The 26,228-nt window shown below is 70.3% G+C and carries 21 protein-coding genes and 1 tRNA gene; 16 read left to right on the top strand and 6 right to left on the bottom strand.

The features are described 5' to 3' along the window. Positions 1–7 precede the first annotated feature (7 nt). From AB0I88_RS14185 to AB0I88_RS14195, 3 genes are all read right to left on the bottom strand, one after another. Entirely contained in the window at positions 8–2,281 is a 2,274-nt protein-coding gene (locus tag AB0I88_RS14185) for a bifunctional polysaccharide deacetylase/glycosyltransferase family 2 protein (protein WP_361022883.1), read from the bottom strand. Next, a complete protein-coding gene (locus AB0I88_RS14190) occupies positions 2,278–3,000 on the bottom strand; it encodes a hypothetical protein (RefSeq protein WP_361022886.1) in 723 nt (240 codons plus the stop codon). The genes AB0I88_RS14185 and AB0I88_RS14190 overlap by 4 nt, the downstream gene beginning before the upstream one ends. Before the next feature lie 429 nt (positions 3,001–3,429). Continuing rightward, complete coding sequence (locus tag AB0I88_RS14195) at positions 3,430–4,929, bottom strand: phospholipid carrier-dependent glycosyltransferase (protein ID WP_361022889.1); 1,500 nt, start codon at positions 4,927–4,929, stop codon at positions 3,430–3,432. Positions 4,930–5,088: 159 nt separating this feature from the next. Here AB0I88_RS14195 and rsmI point away from each other — a divergent pair, with 159 nt between their 5' ends. Continuing rightward, positions 5,089–5,940 carry a 16S rRNA (cytidine(1402)-2'-O)-methyltransferase gene (rsmI, locus tag AB0I88_RS14200; RefSeq protein ID WP_361022892.1) on the top strand — a complete coding sequence of 284 codons (852 nt, stop codon included), beginning with the start codon at positions 5,089–5,091 and terminating at the stop codon, positions 5,938–5,940. A gap of 206 nt (positions 5,941–6,146) precedes the next feature. Here the strand turns inward: rsmI and AB0I88_RS14205 are convergent, their stop codons facing one another. Next, positions 6,147–7,118, bottom strand: a complete 972-nt coding sequence (locus AB0I88_RS14205; RefSeq protein ID WP_361022895.1) for a hypothetical protein — start codon at positions 7,116–7,118, stop codon at positions 6,147–6,149. Positions 7,119–7,250: 132 nt separating this feature from the next. Between AB0I88_RS14205 and metG the strand changes: the two genes are divergently transcribed. From metG to AB0I88_RS14220, 3 genes are all read left to right on the top strand, one after another. Continuing rightward, positions 7,251–9,056: a methionine--tRNA ligase gene (metG, locus tag AB0I88_RS14210; protein ID WP_361022898.1), complete on the top strand. Its 1,806-nt coding sequence runs from the start codon at positions 7,251–7,253 to the stop codon at positions 9,054–9,056. A gap of 191 nt (positions 9,057–9,247) precedes the next feature. Next, positions 9,248–10,492 carry a hypothetical protein gene (locus AB0I88_RS14215; protein WP_361022901.1) on the top strand — a complete coding sequence of 415 codons (1,245 nt, stop codon included), beginning with the start codon at positions 9,248–9,250 and terminating at the stop codon, positions 10,490–10,492. Between the two features lie 170 nt (positions 10,493–10,662). Then, entirely contained in the window at positions 10,663–11,982 is a 1,320-nt protein-coding gene (locus AB0I88_RS14220) for a hypothetical protein (RefSeq protein WP_361022904.1), read from the top strand. Between the two features lies 1 nt (position 11,983). Here AB0I88_RS14220 and AB0I88_RS14225 read toward each other — a convergent pair whose 3' ends face one another. Further along, entirely contained in the window at positions 11,984–13,018 is a 1,035-nt protein-coding gene (locus AB0I88_RS14225; RefSeq protein WP_361022907.1) for a hypothetical protein, read from the bottom strand. A 79-nt stretch (positions 13,019–13,097) separates the two neighbouring features. Here AB0I88_RS14225 and AB0I88_RS14230 point away from each other — a divergent pair, with 79 nt between their 5' ends. The 5 genes from AB0I88_RS14230 (at position 13,098) to AB0I88_RS14250 (ending at position 18,290) form a co-directional block, all read left to right on the top strand. Continuing rightward, the gene (locus AB0I88_RS14230) at positions 13,098–14,003 is read left to right on the top strand and encodes a TatD family hydrolase (protein WP_361022910.1); all 906 of its coding nucleotides are present in this window, start codon (positions 13,098–13,100) and stop codon (positions 14,001–14,003) included. Between the two features lie 20 nt (positions 14,004–14,023). Then, positions 14,024–14,911, top strand: coding sequence for a 16S rRNA (adenine(1518)-N(6)/adenine(1519)-N(6))-dimethyltransferase RsmA (gene rsmA, locus AB0I88_RS14235; protein WP_361022913.1), 888 nt, complete (start codon positions 14,024–14,026; stop codon positions 14,909–14,911). Between the two features lie 28 nt (positions 14,912–14,939). Next, positions 14,940–15,893, top strand: coding sequence for a 4-(cytidine 5'-diphospho)-2-C-methyl-D-erythritol kinase (locus AB0I88_RS14240; RefSeq protein ID WP_361022916.1), 954 nt, complete (start codon positions 14,940–14,942; stop codon positions 15,891–15,893). Between the two features lie 7 nt (positions 15,894–15,900). Next, positions 15,901–17,688, top strand: a complete 1,788-nt coding sequence (locus tag AB0I88_RS14245; RefSeq protein ID WP_361022919.1) for an ABC-F family ATP-binding cassette domain-containing protein — start codon at positions 15,901–15,903, stop codon at positions 17,686–17,688. A gap of 140 nt (positions 17,689–17,828) precedes the next feature. Next, positions 17,829–18,290 (top strand): DUF4383 domain-containing protein, encoded by a 462-nt coding sequence (locus AB0I88_RS14250; protein WP_361023058.1) that lies wholly within the window; start codon positions 17,829–17,831, stop codon positions 18,288–18,290. 79 nt (positions 18,291–18,369) lie between these two features. Here AB0I88_RS14250 and AB0I88_RS14255 read toward each other — a convergent pair whose 3' ends face one another. Continuing rightward, positions 18,370–18,972, bottom strand: coding sequence for a TetR/AcrR family transcriptional regulator (locus tag AB0I88_RS14255; RefSeq protein ID WP_361022922.1), 603 nt, complete (start codon positions 18,970–18,972; stop codon positions 18,370–18,372). Positions 18,973–19,162: 190 nt separating this feature from the next. Between AB0I88_RS14255 and AB0I88_RS14260 the strand changes: the two genes are divergently transcribed. The 7 genes from AB0I88_RS14260 (at position 19,163) to AB0I88_RS14290 (ending at position 26,216) form a co-directional block, all read left to right on the top strand. Further along, positions 19,163–20,029 (top strand): helix-turn-helix domain-containing protein, encoded by an 867-nt coding sequence (locus tag AB0I88_RS14260; protein ID WP_361022925.1) that lies wholly within the window; start codon positions 19,163–19,165, stop codon positions 20,027–20,029. A 17-nt stretch (positions 20,030–20,046) separates the two neighbouring features. Continuing rightward, positions 20,047–20,118: transfer RNA gene (locus AB0I88_RS14265), tRNA-Gln, on the top strand. A gap of 82 nt (positions 20,119–20,200) precedes the next feature. Then, the gene (gene glmU / locus AB0I88_RS14270) at positions 20,201–21,643 is read left to right on the top strand and encodes a bifunctional UDP-N-acetylglucosamine diphosphorylase/glucosamine-1-phosphate N-acetyltransferase GlmU (RefSeq protein WP_361022927.1); all 1,443 of its coding nucleotides are present in this window, start codon (positions 20,201–20,203) and stop codon (positions 21,641–21,643) included. A gap of 113 nt (positions 21,644–21,756) precedes the next feature. Further along, a complete protein-coding gene (locus tag AB0I88_RS14275; RefSeq protein ID WP_361022930.1) occupies positions 21,757–22,737 on the top strand; it encodes a ribose-phosphate diphosphokinase in 981 nt (326 codons plus the stop codon). Between the two features lie 378 nt (positions 22,738–23,115). Continuing rightward, positions 23,116–23,718 carry a 50S ribosomal protein L25/general stress protein Ctc gene (locus AB0I88_RS14280; RefSeq protein WP_361022933.1) on the top strand — a complete coding sequence of 201 codons (603 nt, stop codon included), beginning with the start codon at positions 23,116–23,118 and terminating at the stop codon, positions 23,716–23,718. A gap of 88 nt (positions 23,719–23,806) precedes the next feature. Then, positions 23,807–24,406, top strand: a complete 600-nt coding sequence (pth, locus tag AB0I88_RS14285) for an aminoacyl-tRNA hydrolase (protein ID WP_361022936.1) — start codon at positions 23,807–23,809, stop codon at positions 24,404–24,406. A gap of 100 nt (positions 24,407–24,506) precedes the next feature. Further along, the gene (locus AB0I88_RS14290; RefSeq protein WP_361023061.1) at positions 24,507–26,216 is read left to right on the top strand and encodes a sugar transferase; all 1,710 of its coding nucleotides are present in this window, start codon (positions 24,507–24,509) and stop codon (positions 26,214–26,216) included. Positions 26,217–26,228 lie beyond the last annotated feature (12 nt).

Below are 26,228 nucleotides of genomic sequence, written 5' to 3' on the forward strand. Positions count from 1 at the left end.
GCCGGTCTCAGCGCCGCACCGGCGGCCGTCCGTGCGCGGTCGGCGGCCAGGTGTCCACCTCGGGGGCCACCCGCTGCCCGGGCGGCATCGGCATCGGCGCCGGTGGTGGCGGCGCCGGTGTGCGCGGGGCCAGTCCGGCCCGGTTGAGTTTGTGCCAGCGCAGCCGCCCGCCGGTCAGGGCCGTGGTCGCCGACTGCAGCAGCACCAGGTACATCAACTGCCGGTACGCGAACTGCTGCAACGGCAGCCTCAGCAGCGGCTTGAACGACTCCCGGTCGAGGCGGAACGCCACCGCGGCGGTGAACATCTGCAGCGCCAGCATGCCGAGCCAGGCCGCGACGGTCTCCTGCAGCTCCCAGAAGACCAGGCCGTACAGGAGCATGATGTCGACGACCGGCGCGAGCATCGGCAGCGCCACCCCGAAGAGGGCGAGGAACGGCAGCCCCACCCGGCCGAAGCGGCCGGACGGCCCGGAGTCGAAGAGCGACCGCCGGTGCTTCCACATCGCCTGCATGGTGCCGTAGCTCCACCGGTACCGCTGGCGGTACAGCTGCTCCAGGGTGGTCGGCGCCTCGGTCCAGGCCAGGGCGTCCTCCACGTAGACGACCCGCCACCCGGCCCGGCACAGCCCCATCGTGACGTCGGTGTCCTCGGCCAGCGTCTCGTCGCTGACCCCACCCACCTGGGCCAGCGCCTCCCGGCGGAACGCGCCGATCGCCCCGGGCACGGTGGGCATGCAGTTCAGCACCTCGTAGAGGCGGCGGTCCAGGTTGAAGCCGATCACGTACTCGATGTGCTGCCAGGTCGCGACCATGGTCTCCCGGTTGCCGACCTTGACGTTGCCGGCCACCGCGCCGACCGACGGGTCGCCGAACGGCTGCACCAGCCGGTGCAGCGAGTCGGGCTCGAAGACGGTGTCGCCGTCGACCATGACGATCAGATCGTGGCGGGCCATCGCCACCCCGGTGTTCAGGGCGTTCGGCTTGCCGCCGTTGGGCACCCGGACCACCCGGACGTTCGGCAGGCCCATCCGGTCGACCAGGTCGGCCGTGCCGTCGGTGGAGCCGTCGTCGACCACCACCACCTCGATCGTCGGATGGCTGCCGCCGGCCAGTGAACGGACCGCGGCCTCGATGCCCTCCTTCTCGTTGTAGGCGGGCACGATCACCGAGACCGGCTCGTCGACCGGCGGGCCCCAGCGCCAGCCGGGCTTGCGGCGCTGCCGGGCGTTACGCGTCGCGAGCAGGAGCATCAGCAGCGTACGGGCGATGGTGAGCAATCCGACCACCAGGAAGAGCCCGGCGATGACGGTGACCATGCCGTCGGCCAGGTTGACCGTCCAGATCAGGGCCATGCCGCGCCACTCGTCGCGGTCCGGCGCCTCGGGGTTGACCGGCAGCGCCGCCGCGGGAGCGTCCTCACGTTCGGCGAGGCCGAGGTTGAGGCCCTCGGTGACGGTGGTGAAACGGTAGCCCCGCGCCTTCATCCGTGGGATGAACTCGCGCAGCGCGTCGACGGTCTGCGAGCGGTCGCCGCCGGCGTCGTGGAACAGCACGATCGCGGACTGGTCGCCGTCCGGGGTGGCGTTGCTGATGATCTTCTCGATCCCGGGGCGCTGCCAGTCCTCGCTGTCCTTGTCGTTGACCACGACCAGGTAGCCGAGGGCCCCGGCCTCCTTGACGAGTTTCCAGTTCACGTCGTCGATGGCCGCGTTCTTCGACGAGTACGGGAACCGGGCGAGGTTGGTGCGCACCCCGGTGGCGCGGGCGATCGCCACCTGGTTCTGGGACAGCTCGAGCTCCCGCCGCCACGGGGCGAGCCGCTGCATGTTGGGGTGGGTGAAGGTGTGCAGGCCCAGTTCGTGGCCGCCGTCGACGATCTGCTTGGTCAGCTCGGGGTGCCGGGCCACCTGGGAGCCGACGACGAAGAAGGTGGCGTGGGCGTCCTGCTCGCGCAGCATCTCCAGGATCTTCGGCGTCCACACCGGGTCCGGGCCGTCGTCGAAGGTGAGCGCGATGGTGCGCTCGGGCAGCCGGCTGGTGCTCTCCTGGCCGCCGGTGGTGTTGATGACCGGGCCACCGTTGCGGATCGCGGCCGGCACCGAGGCCTGGTCGCCGACCTCGCTCTCCAGGTGGTCGCCGGTGAACTCGGCGTTGACGTACGCCTGCACGACCAGGACGGCCGTGAAGAACCCGATCAGTACGACGCCGAGCAGCACGCGCGGCCGGGGCACGAGGCGGCGCCGGTTGCGGATCCGGGCCCGGCGGGACGGGGCGGTCACGGCGCCGCCCGGGTGGACGGCGGAGCGCTGTCGGCGGGGTCGTCGGCGACCGTCGGCGACGGCGGGGGCGTGGGGGTCTCGGGCGTGTCGGCCTTCGGCGTGGTGACCTCCGGCGCCGGGCCGCCGCCACCCGTACCGCCGGGCTCGGCGATCACCGGCGGCTTCGGCGGCACCGGCGGGACGGTCGGGGTCGGGGTGACCGTCGTGGTGGGGGTCGGTGTCGGCGACCTGGTCGACTCCAGCGTTCTGGTCGCCGACGTGCTGGGCGTCCTGGCCGCCGGTTTGCTGCTGGGCGACTTCGCCGGCTTGCTGGACGGTCTCACCGACTGGCTGGCGGTACGGCGTTCGGGGCCGCCGCCTCGGCGTTCGGTCGACTCGATCCGCCGGGCCGGGGTGGCGCTGGGTGTGGGCGCCGGGGTCGGGGTGGGCTGGGCGGTGGGCCGGCGCTTCTTCTTCTCGTCCTCCTCGTCGGCGTCGTCGTCCAGGCCGGGCAGCGGGAACACCGCGCTGGAGTTGACCGGGCCGCCGGCCAGGCTGACGCTGACCAGTCCTCCGTACGCGACGAGGAGGATGCCGAAGGCCAGCGCCAGGCGCCGGAGCAGCCGGCTGCGCCGGCCGGTGGAGTCCACGAACACCGGCGCCGGCTCCGGCACGGTGATCACTTCCGTGGGGAGGAACGGGTCGGCGTCGTGCTGGTTTTCTGGCTCCTGCGAAGTCACGCGCCGAAGCTTAAGAACATTTATCGCGATCTTGGCACAGATCACCCACAAGGGGGACAGCCGACTGATCCCCTGAAATGGGACGAAATGACGAGCGTGGCGATTTGGCCGGTCGGGGTGGGTGTGAACCCGTTTCGCTGACCTGCGGAGCGACCCCGGATCAAAAGACGTTACGCCCTGATCGGAAGCAATTTGTTGTCGCATTCCCGACTGTCGAGCCGAGAATTTCTCGCAACGACATAAAACCGATTAGAGAAGTAAGAGCGTAATGTCCGAATCGCTGGGATGGTGGGAGCGACACGAGAAACTCCTGGCGGCATCCGTTGTGCGCGACATCCGACCTAGTTAAGCTCTTGTTGCGCGCCCCAATCGCCCGCTTCCCCCGTGGCAGGCGATCGGGGCGCGTCCTTCGTCTCCGGGCTGTCGCCGCTAGATCCAGCGGCCCCCGAGCCACATGCGCACCGACCAGTCGTCGTACGGCATGAGCGTGCCCACGAATACCGGGTAGAAGTAGGCGAAACACAACGTAACCAGGACGACGTAGGTGGACACCGCGACCGCGCCGATGAGCTGCCGGTCGGACCGGTTCGCTCCCACGGCCATCCCGGTCGGTGGCGTCATGATCGCCCCCAGGACGTAGACCACCGCCAGGATCAAGAACGGCAGCGCCGGCATCACGTAGAACGAGAACATCGTGCGCCCGTCCTTGACCGCGAAGTAGAACCACGGCAGCAGCCCGGCCACCGCCCCCGTCATGATCGCGTTGGCCCGCCAGTCGCGCCGGGCGATCCCGAACCAGGCCAGCGCGCCCAGCGCCGGCAGGAACGACCACCACAGGATCGGCGTGCCCAGCAGCAGGACCTCGGCGGCGCAGCTCGGCGCCCCGCAGTCGCCGGCCGTGCTCCAGTAGAAGGCCACCGGACGGCCGAGCAGCAGCCACTGCCACGGCCACGACTGGTAGGTGTGCCTCTCGGTCAGTCCGGTGTGGAAATTGAACGCCTCCGAGTGGTAATGCGCCAGATTGAGCAGCGCACCGATGACCGGCGGCTCGCTCCAGCCGTTGTCCGCCCGGTAATGGCGGAAATAGCCGTTGTCGGTGACGAACCAACCGGTCCAGCTGGCCAGGTAGACCGCGATGATCAGGCCGAAGGTCAGCAGCAGCCAGCCGAGGTCGCCGAGGATCCCGGCCACCACCGGCCCGCGCACCCCGGCCGAGCGGCGCGCCTGCACCCGCCAGACGATCACCAGGACCGCGAAGAACGGCGCGAAGAAGGCGGCGCTCCACTTGACACTGCACGCCATGCCGAAGGTGACCCCGGCGACCAGCAGCCACCACGGCACGATCAGCGGAACCGTCGGCGTGCGCTCCGGGTCGTAACCCCGGTCCAGCGCCCGCAGCCAGTTACGGCGGTAGTGGTCCCGGTCCAGCAGCAGGGCGCCGAAGGTCATCAGGATGAACAGCGCGATGAAGATGTCCAGCAGGGACGTCCGGGACAGCACCAGCTGGAAGCCGTCCAACGTCATCAGCAGACCGGCGATCCCGGCCAGCACGATCGAGTAGAACATCCGGTAAGCGATCCGGATGAGGACCAGCACCATCAGCGTGCCGGCGACCGCGGTGGAGAACCGCCAGCCCAGCTCGGTGTTGCCGTGCACCAGCTCGCCGAGCGCGATCAGCCACTTGCCGAGCGGGGGGTGCACGACGTACGCCGCGCCGTTGACCTTCTCGTCCCACTCGATGCCGTGCTGGAGCATGTCCCACGCGTCGGTCGGGTAATACACCTCGTCGAAGACATAGCCCTTGGGCTTGTCCAGCCCGGCGAATCGCAGGATCCCGGCCACCGCGACGATGATCAGGGTGATGAGCCACGAGTACGGATCGAACCGCCGGTCCAGCGTCGACAGGCGACGCCGGACGATCTCGGGCACATCACGCACGCTTGGGGATGACCCCGTCCCGGCGGTGGGGTCCGCGGGGGTGAGGTCTGTGTCAGCTGTCGCCGCCGTCGTCACCCAGCGATCGTAGGACGGAAGCCTGAGAAGCGACGCCCGCCGTCGCCGGGTCTCGGCATGTGATGGACTTTTGCGATGCCAGATGACGAAGAAACCGGCGGCCGGGTGATCCTGGTGGGTGCTCCGCTGGGCAACACCGGCGACGCCTCGACCCGGTTGCGTGAGGTCCTGTCCTCCGCGGACGTGATCGCCGCGGAGGACACCCGGCGGCTCAACCGGCTGTCGAAGGACCTCGGCGTCACCGTGCGCGGCCGGATCGTCTCCTACTTCGAAGGCAACGAGGAACGGCGTACCCCCGAGCTGGTCGGCGCGCTGCGCGACGGCGCCGTCGTCGCCGTCGTCACCGACGGTGGCATGCCGAGCGTCTCCGATCCCGGTTTCCGGCTGGTCCGCGCGGCGCTCGACGCGGGCTTTCCGGTCACCTCGGCACCCGGCCCCAGCGCGGTCACCACCGCGCTGGCCCTCTCCGGCCTGCCCAGTGACCGGTTCGTCTTCGAGGGCTTCCTGCCCCGGTCCGGCTCGAACCGCCGCTCCCGGCTTCGTGAACTGGCCGCCGAACCGCGCACGCTGGTCTTCTTCGAGGCGCCGCACCGGATCGGCGGCGCGCTCGAGGACCTGGCCGCGATCTTCGGCACGGACCGGCCGGCCGCCCTCTGCCGGGAACTCACCAAGACCTACGAGGAGATCCGCCGGGACACCCTCGCCGCGCTCGCCGCGAACGCCGCGACGGATCCGCCGCGCGGCGAGATCACCCTGGTGGTGGCGGGCGCCCCGGCCGGGCCGGCGGAACGGCCCGGCGACGACGAGCTGCGTGCGGAGGTCGCCCGGCGGGAGGCCGCGGGCGCTTCCCGCCGGGACGCGATCCAGGCGGTGGCGGACGCTTATCAGCTGCGCAAACGCGACGTCTACGCATTGGTGCACCACTGATCTCGTACGCCTCCCCGGAACCCGGTTCGCCGAGACCCGCGAGGCGCTGCCCGGTCCGGACCGTGCCGCGCCCGCCGGGCTTGAGCGGTGGGTCGCGCTTCCTCCCGGGCGTCTTCCGACCGCGTTTCCGTGGGTCTTCCCGCCGCGTTTCCGGGCGTCTTCGGGCCGTGTCTCCCGGGGTCTTCGGGCCGTGTCTCCCGGGCGGGTCAATACGCCGCGATCAGGAAGCCCAGCAGCAGCAGGACCGGGCCCAGGAAGCTGGCGATCGTCGCGCCACGCCGGGTCGGCCGGGACGGCAGCCGGCGTGCCCCGGTCGCCTCGGCGATGCCGTAGCCGCAGATCAGCACGAGCAGGAAGCCCAGCCCCCAGCGCAGGTGCATGAGCGTTCCGGCCGGCGCGGCGTAGGCCTGGCCGCTGTCCGGGCTGACCATCCGGGCCGGGGAGACCGCGCCCGGCTGCCGTCCCGCGCCGGAGATGCCGAGCAGCGTGACCGGGGAGGCGGTGTAGTGCCCACCGAGCGCGGCGAACCGCCCGGCACAGCGCTGGGCCAGGCCGTCGCCCCGGCAGTGGACGGTGGTCGCGTACCCGTGATGGCCGTGCCCCACCGCGAGCCAGAACGGCTCCGCGCTGACCCAGCCGAAGAAGGCCGCCACCAGGCTCAGGGTGATCAGCGCGAGCAGTGCGCTCAGCGGGTTGTGTGCGGGCGGCCGGCGGCGTCTGCCGGGGCGGCGGTCGGCCCGGGCCACCTCGGAGTGGGCCCGCTCCTCCTCGCTGAGCCAGAAGGGCGAGTTCTCCATCCGTTCCAGGCGGGCCTCGACGGCGGGGGAGCCGATCACCTCGGGCAGCGGGGTGACGCCGGGCCGGGGCCGCTGATCCGCCTCCGACTCGATGATCATCAGCTCGCCCGCGGTGGCGAGCCGGGAGCCGCCGGGCACCGGAGCGCCCGGTTCGGTCAGGCGCGCGGGCGGTGTGGCGTCGTCGGCGTGTTCCAGGCGGTCCAGGTGCTCGGTGAGGTCGCGGACTCCGGCGACGTGGGCGGCGGCCGCCGGTGGATCGTCGGCGACCAGCCGGTCCCGGTCCTCCTCGCCGTGCCACCAGGGGCTGTCGGTGTCGGACAGGGTCCACGGGTTGCCCTGGTCGTGCGGCGTCTCCCCGGGCTGTGGAGCTTCTCCGGTCATCTGCCCATTGAATGTCGGGGCCCGCCGGTGATCACGTTCCTGATGGGGCGTGTCGGGACAAATCGGCATACCAGCGCGGGACGAGGCAATCCGTTCGCGAGGCCCGGGGAGCGGTCATTAGGCTTGGGCACCATGAGTCACGTTCTCGCCGCGGTTGCCTGGCCCTACGCCAACGGTCCCCGCCACATCGGTCATGTTTCCGGCTTCGGGGTGCCGTCCGACGTCTTCAGCCGGTACATGCGGATGGCCGGCCACGACGTGCTCATGGTCTCCGGCACGGATGAGCACGGCACCCCGATCCAGGTGCAGGCCGACGCCGACGGGGTGACCGCGCGGCAGCTCGCCGACCGGTACAACCGGGTGATCGTGGAGGACCTGCACGGTCTCGGCCTGTCGTACGACCTTTTCACCCGGACCACCACCCGCAACCACTACGCGGTCGTCCAGGAGCTGTTCGAGACGCTGCACCGTAACGGGTACATCGTCGCCCGTACCACCCTGGGGGCGATCTCCCCGTCCACCGGCCGCACCCTGCCCGACCGCTACATCGAGGGCACCTGCCCGATCTGCGGCTACGAGGGCGCCCGCGGCGACCAGTGCGACAACTGCGGCAACCAGCTCGACCCGGAGCAGCTGCTGAACCCGCGCTCGCGGATCAACGGCGAGGTTCCGCAGTTCGTCGAGACCGAGCACTTCTTCCTCGACCTGCCGGCCTTCGCCGAGGCGATCGGCGGCTGGCTGGACCGCCGGGAGAACTGGCGGCCCAACGTCCTCAAGTTCTCCCGCAACCTGCTCGACGACCTCCAGCCCCGGGCCATCACCCGTGACCTGGAGTGGGGCGTGCCGATCCCGCTGGACGGCTGGCGGGACCGGGCCGACAAGCGGATCTACGTATGGTTCGACGCGGTCATCGGTTACCTGTCGGCGTCCATCGAGTGGGCCCGGCGTACCGGGGACCCGGAGGCGTGGCGGCAGTGGTGGTCGGCCGACGCGCAGGGCAAGGACGCGCTCGGCTACTACTTCATGGGCAAGGACAACATCGTCTTCCACTCGGTGATCTGGCCGGCCCTGCTGCTCGGCTACTCCGGCGAGGGCGACTCCGGTGGCGAGGCGGGTTCGTTCGGCAAGCTCAACCTGCCCACCGAGGTGGTCTCCAGCGAGTATCTGACGATGGAGGGCAAGAAGTTCTCCTCGTCCCGCCGGGTGGTCATCTACGTCCGCGACTTCCTGGAGCGGTACGACGCGGACGCGCTGCGGTACTTCATCGCGGCGGCCGGGCCGGAGTCCAACGACACCGACTTCACCTGGGCCGAGTTCGTCCGGCGCAACAACGACGAGCTGGTGGCCGGCTGGGGCAACCTGGTCAACCGGTCGATCTCGCTGACCGCGAAGAACTTCGGCGAGATCCCGGCGGCCGGTCCGCTGACGCCGGAGGACGAGGCGGTGCTCGCGGTGGCGAAGGCCGGTTTCGCGACGGTCGGCGAGCTGATCGGCAAGCACCGGCAGAAGGCGGCGATCGGCGAGGCCATGAAGGTGGTCGCCGAGGCCAACAGGTACCTGTCGGAGCAGGCTCCGTGGAAGCTGAAGTCCGAGGAGGACAAGCCGCGCCAGGCCACCGTCCTGCACGTCGCGCTTCAGGTGGTGAGTGACGCCAACACGCTGCTCACCCCGTTCCTGCCGCACTCCGCGCAGAAGGTGTTCGAGTTGCTCGGCGGCGAGGGCGTGCACGCCCCGATGCCGCGGATCGAGGAGGTCGAGGATCTGGACGGCGGCCCCGGCTACCCGGTGCTGACCGGTGACTACCGGGTGGGCGCGCGCTGGGAGTCGGTGCCGCTGGTAGCGGGTACCCCGCTGGCGGCGCCGAAGCCGGTGTTCCGCAAGCTCGACCCGTCCGTGATCGAGGAGGAGCTGGCCCGTCTGGGCGGCGACGAGTCCTGAGCCGCGTGTGGGTTTCGGGTGCGATTCGGACCCGAAACCCACACGCGGAATTGCCGCGTTCAAATGCATTGATCGATGTCCAGTGGTTCGGTATCTTCACAGAGCCACGGGGACGGGGGCGTTTCGTCGGTACGTTTCGGTAACGACATCTCAGCTCCTTCGAGTGGCAGCCATCCCCTTGAAGGAGTTCTGTGAAGACACGCCTTGCCGCCGCCTTCGTCGGTGGCGCCCTCCTTGCGGGCAGCGCACTGCTCGGCACGCCGGCCTACGCACGCCCGGATTCCTCCACCAACGGGCCCACCGGGAAGAACCCGCAGACCGTCACCGAAGAGTCGGCCACCGGCCTGGACGCGACCGAGCCCGCCCCGCCCGACCCCACGCCGACGCCCACCCCGACGGAGACGACCCCGGATCCGACGCCCAGTCCGACCACGCCGGATCCGGTCCCGGACACCACGAAGCCGACCGGCACCTTCGCGCTCGACCACACCTCGGTCTGGACCGGGCAGCAGATCAAGTTCACTCAGGAGTCGTGGGACTACAGCGACCCGGGCGACACCAACGACACCCTCAAGCGGGTGGTGAGCTGGGGTGACGGCACCAGCACGGTGCTCAGCCCGACCACGTACGTCGCGCGCAAGTCGTACACCCGGGCCGGATCCTTCAAGGTCACGGTGACCATCACCGACCCGGCCGGCAACACGTCGGCGATCCCGGCCCGCACGGTCGCGGTCACCGTGCCCGCCGGCAAGGCCTCGCTCAGCCGCAAGAGCGTCTACCAGGGCGCCGCTATCACGGTGAAGATCGGCAAGGTCCCGGCCGGGGCGACGAAGTACGCGCTCGACTGGAGCGACGGCTGGGACTCGTCCCACTACACCAAGACGAAATCGGTCACCAGCCGCATCCTGTACCGGTGGAAGTGGGACCCGGCGGCGCAGCGGCACGTCAAGGTCAGCAACGCTCGCATCTCCGGCACCCGCACTCTCCGGATCTCCTGGGGTAACGACAAGGGCTACGGCGCCTGGCAGACGATCGGCTCCCTCAACGTCCTCAAGGACAAGTGGAAGCCGACCGTGACGATCAAGAAGCCGTCCTCGCCGAGCCGGGCCAGTGCCTGGAAGACCATCACGGGCACGGTCGCCGACAAGGGCTCCGGCGTGCGGCACCTCGGTGTCACCGCCTTCCGGGTCACCAAGACCGGCAAGGCCTACTGCCTCACCCCGGCCCGGAAGTGGAAGCGGTACTACAGCGACGCCGACGTCGACAAGTACTGCTACGCGACCGGCGTCAAGGTGAAGATCAAGAACGGCAAGTGGGCGCTCAAGCTGCCCGCCGGCCTCGGCAAGAACCAGTTCTTCGTGGCCGAGGCATGGGTCTACGACTACGCCGACTACTTCCGCTCCACCTACCGCACCTCGCGGATCACCCGCAGCTGACCTGAGGTTTTCCGCCCGCCGCCCGCCGGAGTCGATCTCCGGCGGGCGGTGCTGTTTCCGGGACCTCCGCAGGATTGATCGTGATCCGGGGGTGGGGTAGCGTCGCGACAACCGCGGGGAGGCCTGGGTTTTTCGCGTCCTTCGAGCGGTTCCCGCCGAAGGAGTCGAAGTTGAAGTTCCGCCACGCCCGTCCCCTCGTGGCCGCGATCGTCAGTGGCGTCATGGTGGCCGCCGGCGTGGTCTTCACGTCCCCCGCCACTGCGGCCGGCCCGGCCGCAACGCTCGCCAACCTGGCCGGCGAGTCGACCGACACCACGGTGGACCCCACCGAGACGACGACCTCGCCGACGGCGGAGGAGACGACCACCTCGCCGACGCCGGAGCAGACGACGACCTCGCCGACGCCGGAGCAGACCACCACCGAGCCGACGACGCCACCGACGACGCCACCGACCACCGAGCCGACGACGACGCCCACCACGGACCCCACCACCACGGCGCCGACCACCGGCCCGACCGGTGACGCGTCGGCACCGACCGGGACGTTCCGGGTGAACGCCACGTCACTCTGGCTCGGCCAGTCGGTTCAGCTCAGCCAGACCAGCGCCGACTTCCAGGACGACACCGACACCGACCCGCAGATCACCCGGGTCGTCAACTGGGGTGACGGCACGACGCAGACCCTCGCGGCCGGCGCGAGCAGCGCGACCAAGCAGTACACCCGGGTCGCGTCGTACACGATCACCGTGACGATGACCGACCGGGCCGGGAACGCCCGCGCCCTCACCCGGGCGGTCGCGGTGGCCAACCCGTCCGGGAAGTACTCGCTCAGCCGGAGCAGCGTCTACCAGGGCTACCCGTTCGCCGTGAAGATCACCAGCCTGCCGGCCGGCACCCGTTACGTGTCGATCGACTGGGGCAACAACTACCGGTCCAGCCTGTCGCCGAAGACCGGCAGCTACAACACCTCGCTCCTGTACGACTGGGACGCCACCAACGGCCGGTGGGACACCAGCCGGAAGATCACCGGCGCCCGTACCCTGAAGATCGCTTTTTGGAACGCGAACGGATGGAGCGCCTACCGGGCCATCGGGACGGTGCGGGTCCAGGCCGACGCGGTGCGGCCGTCGCTGAGCATCACCAAGCCGTCCAAGCCGAGCCGGGTCAGCTCGTGGAAGACGGTGCGCGGCACCGCCTCCGACAAGGCCTCCGGCGTGACGCACGTGTGGATGACGGTGGCCCGGTCCACCTCGAGCGGCAAGCTGTACTGCCTGACCCCGCAGCGCAAGTGGAAGCGGTTCTACACGGACGCGCAGTTCATGACGTACTGCTCGAACAACGGCGTGCGGGTCACCGTGAGCAAGGGCAAGTGGGCGGTGCGGATGCCGTCCGGGGTGAGCCGGGGACAGTTCCTGGTCTACGCGTGGACCTTCGACCGGGCGGGCAACCTGACCGAGCGGGCCCGGCAGGTCACCCTCACCAAGAGCTGACCTACATCGGGTAGGCGATGTCCGCGATGTGGTGGTCGGACAGCTCGTCGACCGGCGCCCACGCCTCGTAGACGCCGCGTTCGTAGCACCGTGCCCCGGTCGTGTTGATCCCGTCCACCTCGGGGCGCAGCAGCCGCAGCCGCGCCCACGTCTCGTCGCGCTGGAGCACCCAGCAGGAGACCCCGCGCCATCGTGCCTGCTCGGCGCGGCGGCTCAGCGTCCGCACCGGATAGCGGGCCGCGCGGGTCAGCGCCCGCACCCGGAACTCGCCCGGCGGGTCGGCGACCGCCTCGTACTCCTTGTCGTCGATCCGGCCGACCAGCCGGGCCGACCCGGCCGCCGTGCACGGCACGTACTCCCGGTCCGGGCTGCCGCCGGGGATCTCCGACAGCAGGTTCCGCCAGCGTGGCCCGGCCAGGCGCAGCCACCCGTGCTGCTCCGGCTGGTACGTGTACAGCACCACCTCGTCCCCGCCCGGCACATGCGCGAGGAGCTGCGCGTTGGCGGGCATCGGCAGGTCCGCGAAGCCGGCCGTCACATACTCCGGGATGAGGTCGTCGGTGCTCGGGGTGAAGCCGGTGCCGAGCACCATGGGCCCGATCCGGGAGTGCCCCGGCAGCGCGGCCAGGCCCGGCTGGGCGGGGTCGCCGGGGATCTCGTAGTCCAGCGGGTCGGTGGCCCGCCAGCGCAGCGCGTACGTGACGTGCGAGTCGGTCACGCCGTCGGTGCGCAGCAGCGCCAGATGCTCGGGCTCGCGCAGGTGGGCGAGGTCACAGGCGCGGTAGCAGAACCCGTACGGCGGCCAGCCGCCGAGGTGGCCGGCGACCTGGGCGGCGGACAGGATCTTGGTCATCCGGGTGCCCCGGCGGATCGCCGCGGTGGACCGGATCCGGCGCAGCGCCGGGTCGTCCCGGTAGCCCACCGACTGACTCATCGACTGCACCTGCTGCCAGGTCAGGTCGCGGCGCAGCGGGGCCATCAGGGGCGGATCGAGCGGGTCGGCGCCCAGCTCGCTCTCCTCACCGGTCACGGTCACGCGGCGCAACCTAAGTGATGGCGGTGGATATCGGATGAACTCCCGGTTACCGGAAATCCCGGCGTGCACAATGTCTCACATGCCTTCGTCTCCCTCGGGTCAGTCCCCATCAGACCGGCGCCGGGCCAAGGAAGCCCGCCGGGCCGGCGAGTTCCCACCGGCGCCCGAACCGCTCGCGGTTCCGGTCTTCGACAGCCACACCCATCTCGACCTCACGGTTCAGGAGGCGGGCAGGCCCGGGGACGGCACCGGCGACCCGGTCGAGGCGCTGATCGGCGCGGCCGCCAAGAGCGGTGTGGACCGGCTCGTCCAGGTGGGGGTGGACGTCGACTCGTCCCGCTGGGGCGCCGACCTGGCCGAGCGCCATGAGTCGATTCTGGCGACGGTGGCGCTTCACCCGAACGAGGCGCCGCGACTCTCCGATCTGGACGAGGCGCTGCGCGTCATCGAGGCGCTGGCCGCCCGGCCCCGGGTGCGGGGCATCGGCGAGACCGGGCTGGACACCTTCCGTACCGGGGAGGAGGGCCGCGCCGCGCAGGAGGTCAGCTTCCGCGCGCACATCGCCATCGCGAAGCGGCACGGCAAGGCGCTGATCATCCACGACCGGGACGCGCACGCCGACGTGCTGCGGGTGCTCGACTCCGAGGGCGCGCCGGACCGGGTGGTGCTGCACTGCTTCTCCGGGGACGCCGAGTTCGCGGCCGAGTGTGTGCGCCGCGGCTACTACCTGAGCTTCGCCGGGACCGTCACCTTCGCGAACGCCGCCGGTCTGCGGGAGGCGGCGGCGATCACCCCGCCCGGGCAGATGATGGTGGAGACCGACGCGCCCTATCTCACGCCGATGCCGTACCGGGGGCGGCCCAACGCGTCCTACCTCGTTCCGTTGACCATGCGGGCGCTCGCCGCCACGACCGGCGCCGACCTCGACACGCTGTGCGCGGCGATCTCCGCGAACGGCGAGGAGGTCTTCGGCGGCTGGCGGTGAGGTCACCGTAGGCTCTGGCCATGGCTGACGCACTTCTCGGCCCGGCGGAGATCCGGGACCTGGCCGCGCGCCTCGGCGTCGCGCCGACCAAGAAGCTCGGCCAGAACTTCCTGCACGACCCGAACACGATCCGCCGGATCGTGGCGGCCGCCGCCCTGCGCCCGGACGACGTGGCGCTGGAGGTCGGCCCGGGTCTCGGTTCGCTGACGCTGGGACTGGTCGGCGCGGTCCGGCACGTGCACGCCGTGGAGATCGACCCGACCCTGGCCAGGGCCCTGCCGGACACCGTCACCGCATCGCACCTGACCGTGCACCCGGCCGACGCGCTCCGGGTCACCGGCGACCGGTTCGACCCGCCGCCCACCATGCTGGTGGCCAATCTGCCGTACAACGTGGCGGTCCCGGTGGTGCTGCACCTGCTGGCCGAGCTGCCGGCGCTGCGCGGTGGGCTGGTCATGGTGCAGAAGGAGGTCGCCGACCGGCTCACCGCCGGTCCCGGCTCGAAGGTGTACGGCGTGCCGTCGGTCAAGCTGGCCTGGTACGCGGAGGCCCGGCCGGCCGGGAAGGTGCCGCCCGCGGTGTTCTGGCCGGTGCCCAACGTGGACTCGGGACTGGTCGCGTTCACCCGCCGGGAGCCGCCGGCCGGTGTCGAGCGGGCCGCCGTCTTCGCGGTGGTCGACGCCGCCTTCGCGCAGCGCCGCAAGACGCTGCGCGCCGCCCTGGCGGGCTGGGCGGGCGGGCCGGACCGGGCCGAGGCGGTGCTGCGCGCCGCCGGGGTCAGCCCTCAGGCCCGGGGGGAGTCGCTCACGGTGGGTGAGTTCGCCGCGATCGCGGGCGCGGCCCGACAGCAGGGGTACGGCGGTAAGCTCAGCCCGTCCGGTGCAGAGCCCGAGGAGATGAACTCATGACCGCGGAAGCTATCCGGGACATCGCTCCGTGACAGAGGCGTGGGGACCGGACGATGACGAGCCGCGCCCGCACCACGGTCCGGTGAAGGTGCGTGTTCCAGCGAAGATCAATCTGCATCTGGGGGTCGGCCCGCTGCGGCCGGACGGGTTTCACGAGCTGAACACCGTCTACCACGCGATCAGCCTCTTCGACGAGCTCACCGCCCGCCGCGGGGACACCCTCACGCTGACCATGGAGGGTGAGGGCGCCGGTGAGCTGGAGCTGGACGAGTCGAATCTGATCATCCGGGCCGCCCGGGCGCTGGCCGCCCGTGGGCGCGTCCCGGCCTATGCGCGGCTGCACCTGCGCAAGAGCATCCCGCTGGCCGGTGGGCTGGCCGGGGGCAGCGCCGACGCGGCCGCCACCCTGATCGCCTGCGACATGCTCTGGGGGCTCGGCATGTCCCGCGAGGAGCTGGCCGAGGTCGGCGCCGAGCTCGGCTCGGACGTGCCGTTCCTGTTGCACGGCGGCACCGCCCTGGGCACCGGCCACGGTGAGGCGGTCAGTCCCATCCTGGCCCGCCCGACCACCTGGCACTGGGTGGTGGCGATCGCCGACGGGGGGCTGTCCACTCCGGCCGTCTACCGCGAGCTGGACCGGCTGCGTGCCGGCTCCGGTCCGGGGTCGCCCGAGCCGCTCGGCGGCCCGGACGAGCTGATGGCCGCGATGCGCCAGCGCGACCCGAAGGTGCTGGGCGCGGCGCTCGGCAACGATCTGCAGCCGGCCGCGCTCGCGCTGCGCCCGCAACTGGCCGACGTGCTGGCCGCGGGCCAGGAGGCGGGCGCCATCGCGGGGCTGGTCTCCGGTTCCGGCCCCACTTGCGTCTTCCTGGCCGCCGACGCGAGCCACGCGCAGCGGCTCGCGTCCGGGATCACCGAGGCCGGGGTGTGCCGGGCGGCGGTCACCGCGCGCGGTCCGCAGCCGGGCGCGCGGGTAATCTAGGCGCATCGTGGCCAACATCATCAACCTGGACCGGGTCAGCAAGGGTTACGGCGCCGCCGGTCAGCTGCTCACCGACGTGTCGCTCGGCTTGGACGACGACGCCCGCATCGGGATCGTCGGTCTCAACGGCGCCGGCAAGTCGACCCTTCTCCGCATGCTCGCCAAGACCGAGGAGCCGGATTCCGGCCGGGTCACCCACCGCCGTGACCTGCGGGTCGCCTCGCTGCCGCAGACGTTCACGCTGGCCGGCGAGGCCACCGTGCGTGACGTCGTGCTGGGCACCGCCTGGCTGCCGCAGAGCATGGGCGCCGAGCACGAGTGGGCCGGTGACGCCGGGGTGCGCACCATCCTCGACGGCCTCGGCATGGGTTACCTCGGGCTGGACACCCCGGTCGGGCCGATGTCCGGTGGCGAGCGCCGCCGGGTGGCCCTGGCCGCGCTGCTGGTCCGGCAGAGCGACCTGCTGATCCTGGACGAGCCGACCAACCATCTGGACGTCGCCGGTGTCGACTGGCTCGCCAAGCACCTGCTGGCCCGCCGGGGCGCGCTGCTCGTGGTCACCCACGACCGCTGGTTCCTGGACGCGGTCTGCACCATGACCTGGGAGGTCGTGGATGAGCAGGTGCAGGCGTACGAGGGCGGTTATGCCGCCTGGGTGCTGACCCGCGCCGAGCGTCAGCGGGTCGCCGCGGCCGTCGAGGCCCGCCGGCAGAACCTGTTGCGCAAGGAGATCGCCTGGCTGCGCCGTGGCCCGCCGGCCCGGACGTCGAAGCCGAAGTTCCGGATCGACGCGGCCAACGAGCTGATCGCCGACGTCCCGCCGGTGCGGGACGCGGTCAGCCTTCAGCGGCTCGCCACCACCCGGCTCGGCAAGCAGGTCTTCGATCTGGAGCGGGTCCGGCTGAACGCCGGGCCGAAGAACATCTTCGAGGACCTGACCTGGCAGGTCGGCCCCGGTGACCGGATCGCCGTGCTGGGCGCCAACGGCGCCGGCAAGACCACCCTGCTGCGGCTGCTCGCCGGGGTCACCAAGCCGGACGGCGGCCGGCTCGTCACCGGATCGACGGTCCGTCCCGCCTTCCTCTCCCAGGAGCTCAAGGAACTGCCCGGCGAGCTGCGCCTGCTGGAGGCGGTGGAGGAGGTCGCGAAACGGGTCAAGCTGGGCGACCGGGAGCTGTCCGCCGGTCAGCTCGCCGAGGTGTTCGGCTTCACCGACAAGCGGATCTGGACACCGGTGAGCGATCTGTCCGGTGGTGAGCGGCGGCGGCTGCAGCTGCTGCGCCTGCTCGCCACCGAACCGAACGTGCTGCTGCTCGACGAGCCGACCAACGACCTGGACACCGACACCCTGGCCGCGCTGGAGGACCTGCTCGACTCGTGGCCGGGCACCATGGTGGTGGCCAGCCACGACCGGTACCTGGTGGAGCGGGTCACCGACACGGTGTTCGGCATGTTCGGCGACGGTCGCCTCGTGCACCTGCCCGGCGGGGTCGACGAGTACCTTGCCCGTGTCGCGTCCCCCGGCCGGCCGGCCACGCCGGCGGCCGGTAAGGCGCCCGCGGGGCCGGGCCTGTCCTCCGGCGAGCTGCGCCAGGCGAAGAAGGACCTGTCCCGGCTGGAGCGGCAGATGGAGAAGCTCTCCGACCGGGAAGCGAAGATCAACGAGAGCCTGGCCGAGCACGGCAGCGACTACGACAAGCTGATCGAGCTGGAGGCTCAGCTCAAGGCCGTGCGGCAGGAGAAGTCGGTGGCCGAGGAGGCCTGGCTCGAGTTGGCGGAGCAGGTGTCCGAATGAAGGTGCCGATCGGTGCGGTTTGACCGCTTTGTAATTCACCGTCGCGAATAGGCCTCGCCGATCCGGGGGGTGTGCCTGCGCCGCTTGTCGGGGATACGCGAGAATCTGCTCGAAGACACCCGACCTTGGAGACCGAAACCATGGCGCACACCCCGGTCAATCACCCGCTTCGGCCGATCTACCGGATCGTCGGCTTCGTCACCGGCGCCTACCTGGTGGCTTTCGGCATCATCGGGTTCATCGGCACCTCCGGTGAGGAGTTCACCGGCCCCGGCGTCCGGGTCCTCGGCCAGGGCAGCAACATGCTGTGGTCGACCATCTCGCTGGCGCTCGGCGCGCTCGTGCTGCTCGGCACCGCGATCGGCCGCAACATCGACGTCGCCATCGACCAGTACCTGGGCTGGGGCCTGCTGGTGCTCGGCACCTACGAACTGATGATGCTGCGCACCGACGATCTGAACATCTTCGGTTTCACCATGTCGACCGTGATCGTCACCTACCTGGTCGGCCTGCTGCTGATCCTGGTGAGTCTGTACAGCAAGAGCGCCCCGCCGTCCCAGGTCGGCGCGCCGCGGCAGGTGCGCGAAGGCCGTACCGCCTGATTCTCGCCCCGGTGACCCGCCGGGGACCGCTCAGCGGACCCGGCGGGTGATCAGGCCCGGTTTTGCCTCCAGGTGGCGCTCAGCGGATCCGGCGGGTGATCAGGCCCGGTTTTGCCTCCAGGTGGGAGAGGCCGTTCCAGGCGAGGCTGACCAGGTGCGCGGCGACGATCTCCTTCTTCGGCTTGCGCGTCTCCCGCCACCACTGCCCGACCAGGGCCACCATCCCGACCAGCGCCTGCGAGTAGAGCTCGGCGAACCTCGGATCGAGACCCCGGCCCTTGAACTCGGCACCGAGAATGTGCTCCACCTGATGCGCCACATCGCCCATCACGCTGGAGAAATTGCCTGACTCCGACAACACCGGCGAGTTGCGAACCAGCACCTGGAAGCCATGCGGCTCCTCGTCGATGTAGTCCAGCAATGCCATCGCCGCCTGCTCCAGCAGCTCCCGTGGATGACCCGCGGTGAGCGCTGTGGTGATCCGGTCCAGCAAGGCACGCACCTCGCGGTCGACGACCACCGCGTACAGGCCCTCCTTGCCGCCGAAATGCTCGTAGACCACCGGCTTCGACACCTTCGCCCGGGCCGCCACCTCCTCGACGCTGGTGGCATCGAAGCCGCGCTCGGCGAACAGCTCACGGCCGACCGTGATCAGCTGCTCGCGGCGCTGCGCCGCAGGCATCCGTATCCGCCGTTGCTTCGCATCCGTGTCCCCACGTTCAGTCACCGGCACATCCTGCCATCTACACCTGGTCCACCCCTTTCCACGCGACATCGCCGCGCGCTACACTTGCTCCGTGACCAGTTATTAAAGGGCAAGCTTTCACAAAGCAAGGTCATCCAGGCCTAGTTGTCACGCGGAGAAGGTCGCTATGGACAGGGATGAGATGCGTGCGGAGGCGCGACGGCTGCGAGTGGACCCGGGGCTGTCACGATCTCAGCTGATCAAGATCTTCGGCGTGAGCAACGGGACGCTGACCGACTGGCTGCGCGGGATCGAGCCGCCCGAATGGACCCGTCGGCCTAACGCGAAGGACGACTTGCGACGGCAGGCTGCCGAACTGCGGGAGGCGGGATGGTCGATCAACGACATCGCCACTCGGATGGGTGTCGCGAAATCGACAGCTTTCACCTGGGTGGGGCATGTTCCGCTCGATCGCGACAGCGAGCGTGCCCGGGAGAAGAGAGAGTTGGCAAAGAAGCGGGTCGCGGGCCGTTGGGACGAGTTCCGGGCAGACCGCGACCAGCGGCAGGCCGAGATTCAAGCCGCAGCGGCCCAGGAGGTCGGCTCGCTGTCGGATCGGGATGTGCTCCTGATGGGGGCGATCGCCTACTGGTGTGAGGGGGCGAAATCGAAGCCCTGGGCCCGCGGCGACCGCTTGACGTTCATTAACAGTGATCCGGGACTGCTGCGGTTGCATCTGCGATTTCTGCAGCTCAATGGGTACAGCTTGGGTGAGCTCAGTTACCGGGTGAGTATTCATGAGACAGCCGATGCGTCGGCGGCTGCAGACTGGTGGGCGGAGACGCTGGAGATACCTCGAGACGCTTTCCGGAAACCGACGATCAAGACGCATGTGCCGCAGACGGTCCGCCACAACGTCGGGCAGGACTACCACGGCTGCCTTACCGTCGATGCACCGAAGAGCAGGCAGCACTACTGGCGGATGGAGGGTGTGGTCAAGGCGGTTGTTGGAGAGGTGTCGTCCGCTTATCGCGGCCTCGTGCCGGGGCGCTAGGCTGTCACCAGAACCAGTCGGCCGTGGTGTAATTGGCAACACTCTAGGTTTTGGTCCTAGCTTTCCGGGTTCGAGTCCTGGCGGCCGAGCTTTTCTTGTGGTAAAGACCGTTGGCTGCGACCGCGTCAAGTCGCCCTTTGGATAAGCCACTGCGAAACGATGGAGTCCCGCGTGAGTCAGGCCCCCAGCCGTACCGTCGTCGTCCTCGCCGCCGGCGAGGGCAAGCGTATGAAGTCCGCAACACCCAAGGTTCTCCAGCCGCTGCTCGGCCGGACCCTTCTCGGGCACGTCCTGGCCGTCGCCCAGGCCATCCACACCGACCGCACCGTCGTGGTCGTCGGGCACAAGGCCGACGAGGTCGGCGCGTTCCTGGCCGAGGCCGCACCGGAGGCGACCCCGGTGCTGCAGGCCGAGCAGAACGGGACCGGCCACGCCGTGCGGATCGCGCTGGACGCGGCGCCCGGCCTGACCGGCACCGTGGTGGTGCTCAGCGGTGACGTGCCGCTGCTGCGCCCGGAGACGGTGGAGGCGCTGCTCGCCACACACGAGAAGGCCGGCGCCGCCGCGACCGTGCTCAGCGCCGAGGTGGCCGAGCCGGGCGGGCTGGGGCGGATCGTGCGGGGCGCCGACGGCAACCTGGAGCGCATCGTCGAGAACAAGGACGCCACCCCGGAGGAGCGCCGGATCCGCGAGATCAACTCGGGGATCTACGCCTTCGACGCGGTGCTGCTGCGCGAGGCGCTGGGCAAGCTGTCCACGGACAACTCGCAGGGCGAGGAGTACCTGACCGACGTCTTCGCGATCCTGGCGGCCCAGGGGCACCCGGTGGCGATCGAGGTGGCCGAGTTCGCGCACGAGACGCTCGGCTGCAACGACCGCGCCGAGCTGGCCCAGCTGCGGGTGCTGATGCGCGACCGGGTGAACGAGGCGTGGATGCGCTCCGGCGTGATGATCCTCGACCCGGCCACCACCTGGATCGACGTGACCGCCACGCTCGAGCCGGACGCGACCGTCGACCAGAACTCGCAGATCCGCGGCGCCAGCTCGGTGGCGACCGGAGCGGTGATCGGGCCGGACACCACGCTGATCGACACCACCGTGGCGGCGGGCGCCACAGTGCTGCGCACTCACTCGATCGGGGCGCAGATCGGCCCGGCGGCGACCGTCGGGCCGTACTCGTTCCTGCGCCCGGGCACTCGTCTGGGTGAGAAATCCAAGATCGGTGGCTTCGTCGAGGCGAAGAACGCCGAGCTCGGCGCGGGCGCCAAGGTGCCACACCTGACGTACGTGGGCGACGCCACGATCGGGGCCAAGGCCAACATCGGCGCCGGCACGATCTTCGCCAACTACGACGGGGTGCGGAAGAGCCACACCACCGTGGGCGAGGCGGCCTTCGTCGGGTCGGACACGGTGCTCATCGCGCCGGTGGAGATCGGCCCCGGGGCGTACGTGGCGGCCGGCAGCGCGGTCCAGAAGAACGTCCCGGCCGGCGATCTCGGGATCACCCGCGCGCCTCAGCGGAACGTCGAGGGCTGGGTGGCTCGCGCCCGTCCCGGGACGGTGTCCGCGGAAGCCGCTGCCAAGGCCGCGGATATCACCCCTGAACAGGACTGATCCAGCCGGGGTGAGCCATCCCACGCGAGGCCCTCGAAACGTGGCGGTTACGTTGCCGCCAGGGATACTTCATGCGAACCCCAAACCCCCTAATCCACGGGAGCAGCGAGCCGATGGGCAGCATCGTCGCCGAGAACCGTAAGAGTCTGATGCTCTTCTCCGGCCGGGGTTTCCCCGACCTGGCCGAGGAGATCGGTCAGGTGCTCGGTGTGGCACCGACCCCGTCGGACTCGTACGAGTTCGCCAACGGTGAGATCTTCGTCCGCTTCAAGGAGTCGGTTCGTGGCTCGGACGCGTTCGTCGTCCAGTCGGTGACCGAGGGCGTCAACCGGTGGGTCATGGAGACCCTCATCATGATCGACGCCCTGAAACGAGGTTCGGCCAAGCGGATCACCGTGGTGCTGCCGTTCTACCCGTATTCGCGGCAGGACAAGAAGCACCGCGGCCGGGAGCCGATCTCCGCGCGACTGGTGGCCGACCTGCTGAAGACGGCGGGCGCCAACCGCATCCTCACGGTGGACCTGCACACCGCGCAGATCCAGGGCTTCTTCGACGGCCCGGTGGACCACCTGTTCGCGATGGACATCCTGGCCGACTACGTGCAGAAGAAGTACGCGGGCCGGCCGATGACCGTGGTCGCGCCGGACTCCGGCCGGGTGCGGGTGGCCGAGCGCTGGACCGACCGGCTGGGCGGCTGCCCGCTGGCCTTCATCCACAAGACCCGTGACCCGCTGAAGCCGAACCAGGTGGTGGCGAACCGGGTGGTCGGCGAGGTCGAGGGCCGGGTCTGCCTGATCGTCGACGACATGATCGACACGGGTGGCACGATCGCCAAGGCGTCCGACATCCTGTTCCAGGAGGGCGCGGCCGATGTGATCGTGGCCTCCACCCACGCGCTGCTCTCCGACCCGGCCACCGAGCGGTTGAAGAACAGCCAGATCAGTGAGCTGGTGGTGACGAACACACTGCCGCTCTCCCCGGAGAAGCGGCTCGACAAGATCACCGTTCTCTCCATCGCGCCGCTGCTGGCCCGGGCGATCCGCGAGGTGTTCGACGACGGCTCGGTGACCACTTTGTTCGGTGGCCTCAGCTGACCTGTGTGGCTCGTGAGGCGCCCGTCGACTCGGCGGGCGCCTTTCCCATGTGGTGCAACTCGCATCAGTAGCGTCGTTTTTTCGCGGACGCGCCAGCCGGACGGACCCGCTGACTGATGCACGATCGTGCCAGGTAAGCTGGTGCGGTTGCCACGGCGAGGGTGCCTCGTGGTCTGCTGAGGTTCGCAGTCCACTCGAGGTGCCGTCATCGACGCGGTGCTCCGGGCCTGTGCCCAGCGCGCCCCTTGCCCGGCAGCGCCAGGAACACCAACGCCCTCGACGGCCAAGCGCCGCCGGCGGCCACCACCGCAGCACTGCCGGATACCGCAGCCGCAGACTTAGACGCAGCCCGCATCGAAGAGTTTCAGGAGTTTCCCCGTGTCCGAGGTAAAGATCAGCGCCGAGCCCCGTACCGAGTTCGGCAAGGGTGGTGCCCGCCGCACGCGCCGGGCCGGTCTCGTGCCCGCCGTGCTGTACGGCCACGGCGAGGCGCCGCAGCACATCGCCCTGCCGGCCCGTGAGTTCGCGGCCGCCATCCGCCACGGCGGCATCAACCAGATTTTCACCATCGACATCGCCGGCAACGCGGCGGCCACCCTGGCCCTGCCGAAGGCGATCCAGCGTGACCCGATCCGTGACACGTTCGAGCACGTGGACCTGCTGATCGTGAAGCGTGGCGAGCGGATCCAGGTGGACATCGCCGTCGTGCTGACGGGCGAGGCCGCCAAGAACACCCTGATCGTGCACGAGTCGAACACCGTCGCGGTGGTCGCCGAGGCGCTGCACCTCCCGTCCGAGCTGGAGGTCTCGATCGACGGCCTCGAGGCGGGCACGCACATCACCGCCGGTGACGTGAAGCTGCCCAAGGGCGTCGAGCTGGCGGTCGAGCCGGAGCTGGTGCTCGCGGTCATCAACGCCGCCCAGTCGAACGAGGCTCCGGCCGAGGACGAGGCCGCGGTCGAGGGCGACAGCGCGGAGTAAGTCTGTCGCGCAGCAGCGGTAAGCCAGATATCAGGGAAAGTGCCGGCCGGCACTTTCCCTGATGTGTATGCGGCGGGAGGCGAGAGGGATGAGCGACGAGGCACCCTGGCTGGTGGTCGGCCTGGGCAACCCGGGCCGGGAGTACGCCGGGAATCGGCACAACGTGGGGTTCATGGTGGCGGACCTGCTGGCCTCCCGGATCGGTGGGAGGTTCGGGCGGGCGAAGCGGGCGCAGGCCGAGGCCGCCGAGGGGCGGCTGGGCTCTGTCGGTGGGCGCATCGGGCCGAAACTGATTCTGCTCAAGCCGCTGACGTACATGAACCTGTCCGGTGCTCCGGTGGTCGCGCTGTCGCAGTTCTTCAAAGTGCCGGTGGCGCAGGTGATCGCGGTGCATGATGAGCTTGATGTGCCGTTCGGGCAGGTTCGGGCGAAAAGAGGCGGAGGCGAGGGCGGTCACAACGGACTCCGCTCGATGTCCAAGTCGCTCGCCAGCAAGGAGTACGCGCGGGTGCGCTTCGGCATCGGACGGCCCCCCGGGCGGCAGGATCCGGCCGGCTACGTGCTCTCCGACTTCTCCGCGGCGGAGCGCAAGGAGCTGGACTTCCTGGTCGACCGGGCGGCCGACGTGGTGGAGGCGATCGTCCTCGAAGGCGTCGAATGGGCGCAGAACAAGTATCACGGTGTCTGATTTGTCCATCTAAAGATCCCGTGACGCGTTCCGCGGTCCGACCGTTGGTCACTCGGACGCACGAACCGGTGCGCTGGATGACGTGACGGGAGGGTTCGAGGTGTCGCAGGACGTGTCCGAGGACCGGGCGGACGCGTTGACCGAACCCACGGTGACGCTGCCGACGGTCGGTGGGCACGGCGTGGCCCTGAACCAGGGACCGCAGCGCACGGCCGAGCGGCGCAGCGGGCGCAACACCAGGATCCCCGTTCCGGCGGCGGGCGTGGAGAACGCCCCGCCGCTGGCCGTCCGGAGCGATCCGGCGCCGGCCCGGAACCAGGCGGCCGAACGGCACGTGCCGGGCGGCCGCAACCGGTCGACGGCGGCCCGCCCGTTCCTACGGGCCCGCGGCCGGCACGCGGCCATGTCCCGGCGGCAGGACTGGGAACGCCGCTACGTGCGGGCGCTGGTCCTCTCCGATCTGACCACCGGCGTGGTGGCCGGGGCGGCCACCTTCTTCACCAGGTTCGGCGACCAGGTCACCGTCTACAACCGGCAGTACCTGGTGTGGTCGGCGCTCATGCCGCTGGCGCTGTTGTTGGTGCTGGTCACCGCCCGGGCGTACGAGCGCCGCTATCTCTTCGTCGGCTCGGACGAGTACCAGCGGGTGTTGCGGGGCGGGGCCGGTCTGGTCGGCGGGGCGGCCGTCGTGTCGTACGCGCTGAATCTCGATCTGGCCCGGTCCTACGTCCTGGTGGCGTTCCCGCTGGCCATCGCCGCGATCGTGGTGTTGCGGTTCCTGCTGCGCAAGCGGCTGCACCTGGCCCGGTCCCGGGGCGAGAACCTGCGCCGGGTGATCGTGGTCGGGCACGAGCTCTCGGTCATCGGCATCACCCGGCAGCTGCGCCGCGAGCGGTACCACGGTCTCGAGGTGGTCGGCGCCTGCCTGCCGCCCGGCGCCGACGGGATCGGGGTGACCGATCTGCCGGTCTACGGCACCTTCGACGACGTGGCGGGCGCGGTCGAGCAGGCCGACGCCGACACGGTGGTCGTGCTGAGCTGCCCGGAGCTGGACGGCGCCGCGGTCCGGCGGCTGGCCTGGCGGCTGGAGCGCGACGAGGTGGACCTGGTGGTGGCCAGCGCGCTGGTGGACGTCGCCGGAGCGCGGACCACCATCCGGCCGTTCGACGGACTGCCCATGCTGCATGTCGAGCATCCCCGGCTGCACGGCGGCTCGCGGCTGGTGAAAGACCTGGTGGACCGGGTCGGGGCGCTGCTCCTCCTGATCCTTCTGGGCCCGGTGTTGCTCACCGTGGCGCTCTGCGTGGGCCTTACCTCACGCGGGCCGGTACTCTTTCGCCAAGTGCGTGTGGGACGCGACGGCCGGCTGTTCCGGATCTTCAAGTTCCGCAGCATGTATGTCGATGCCGAAGCCCGGCTGGCCGAGTTGAGGCATCTCAACGAGCACGATGGTGTGCTCTTCAAAATCCGCGACGACCCGCGGGTCACCCCGGTCGGACGGTGGTTGCGCCGGTTCTCGCTCGACGAGCTCCCGCAACTGCTCAACGTCCTGTCGGGGCGGATGTCGCTGGTCGGTCCGAGGCCGCCGCTGCCGACCGAGGTCGCCGCCTACGCCGACGACGTGCGGCGCCGGCTTGCCGTCAAGCCGGGCATGACCGGTCTCTGGCAGGTGTCCGGGCGGTCGGACCTCTCCTGGGAGGAAGCGGTCCGGCTCGACCTGCGCTATGTGGAGAACTGGTCGTTGAGCCTGGATCTGGTGATCCTGCTCAGGACCGTGACCGCGGTGGTGCGGTCGTCGGGAGCGTACTGAGGCGTACGAGTG

This window comes from Actinoplanes sp. NPDC049802, assembly GCF_040656595.1.
GTDB lineage: Bacteria > Actinomycetota > Actinomycetes > Mycobacteriales > Micromonosporaceae > Actinoplanes.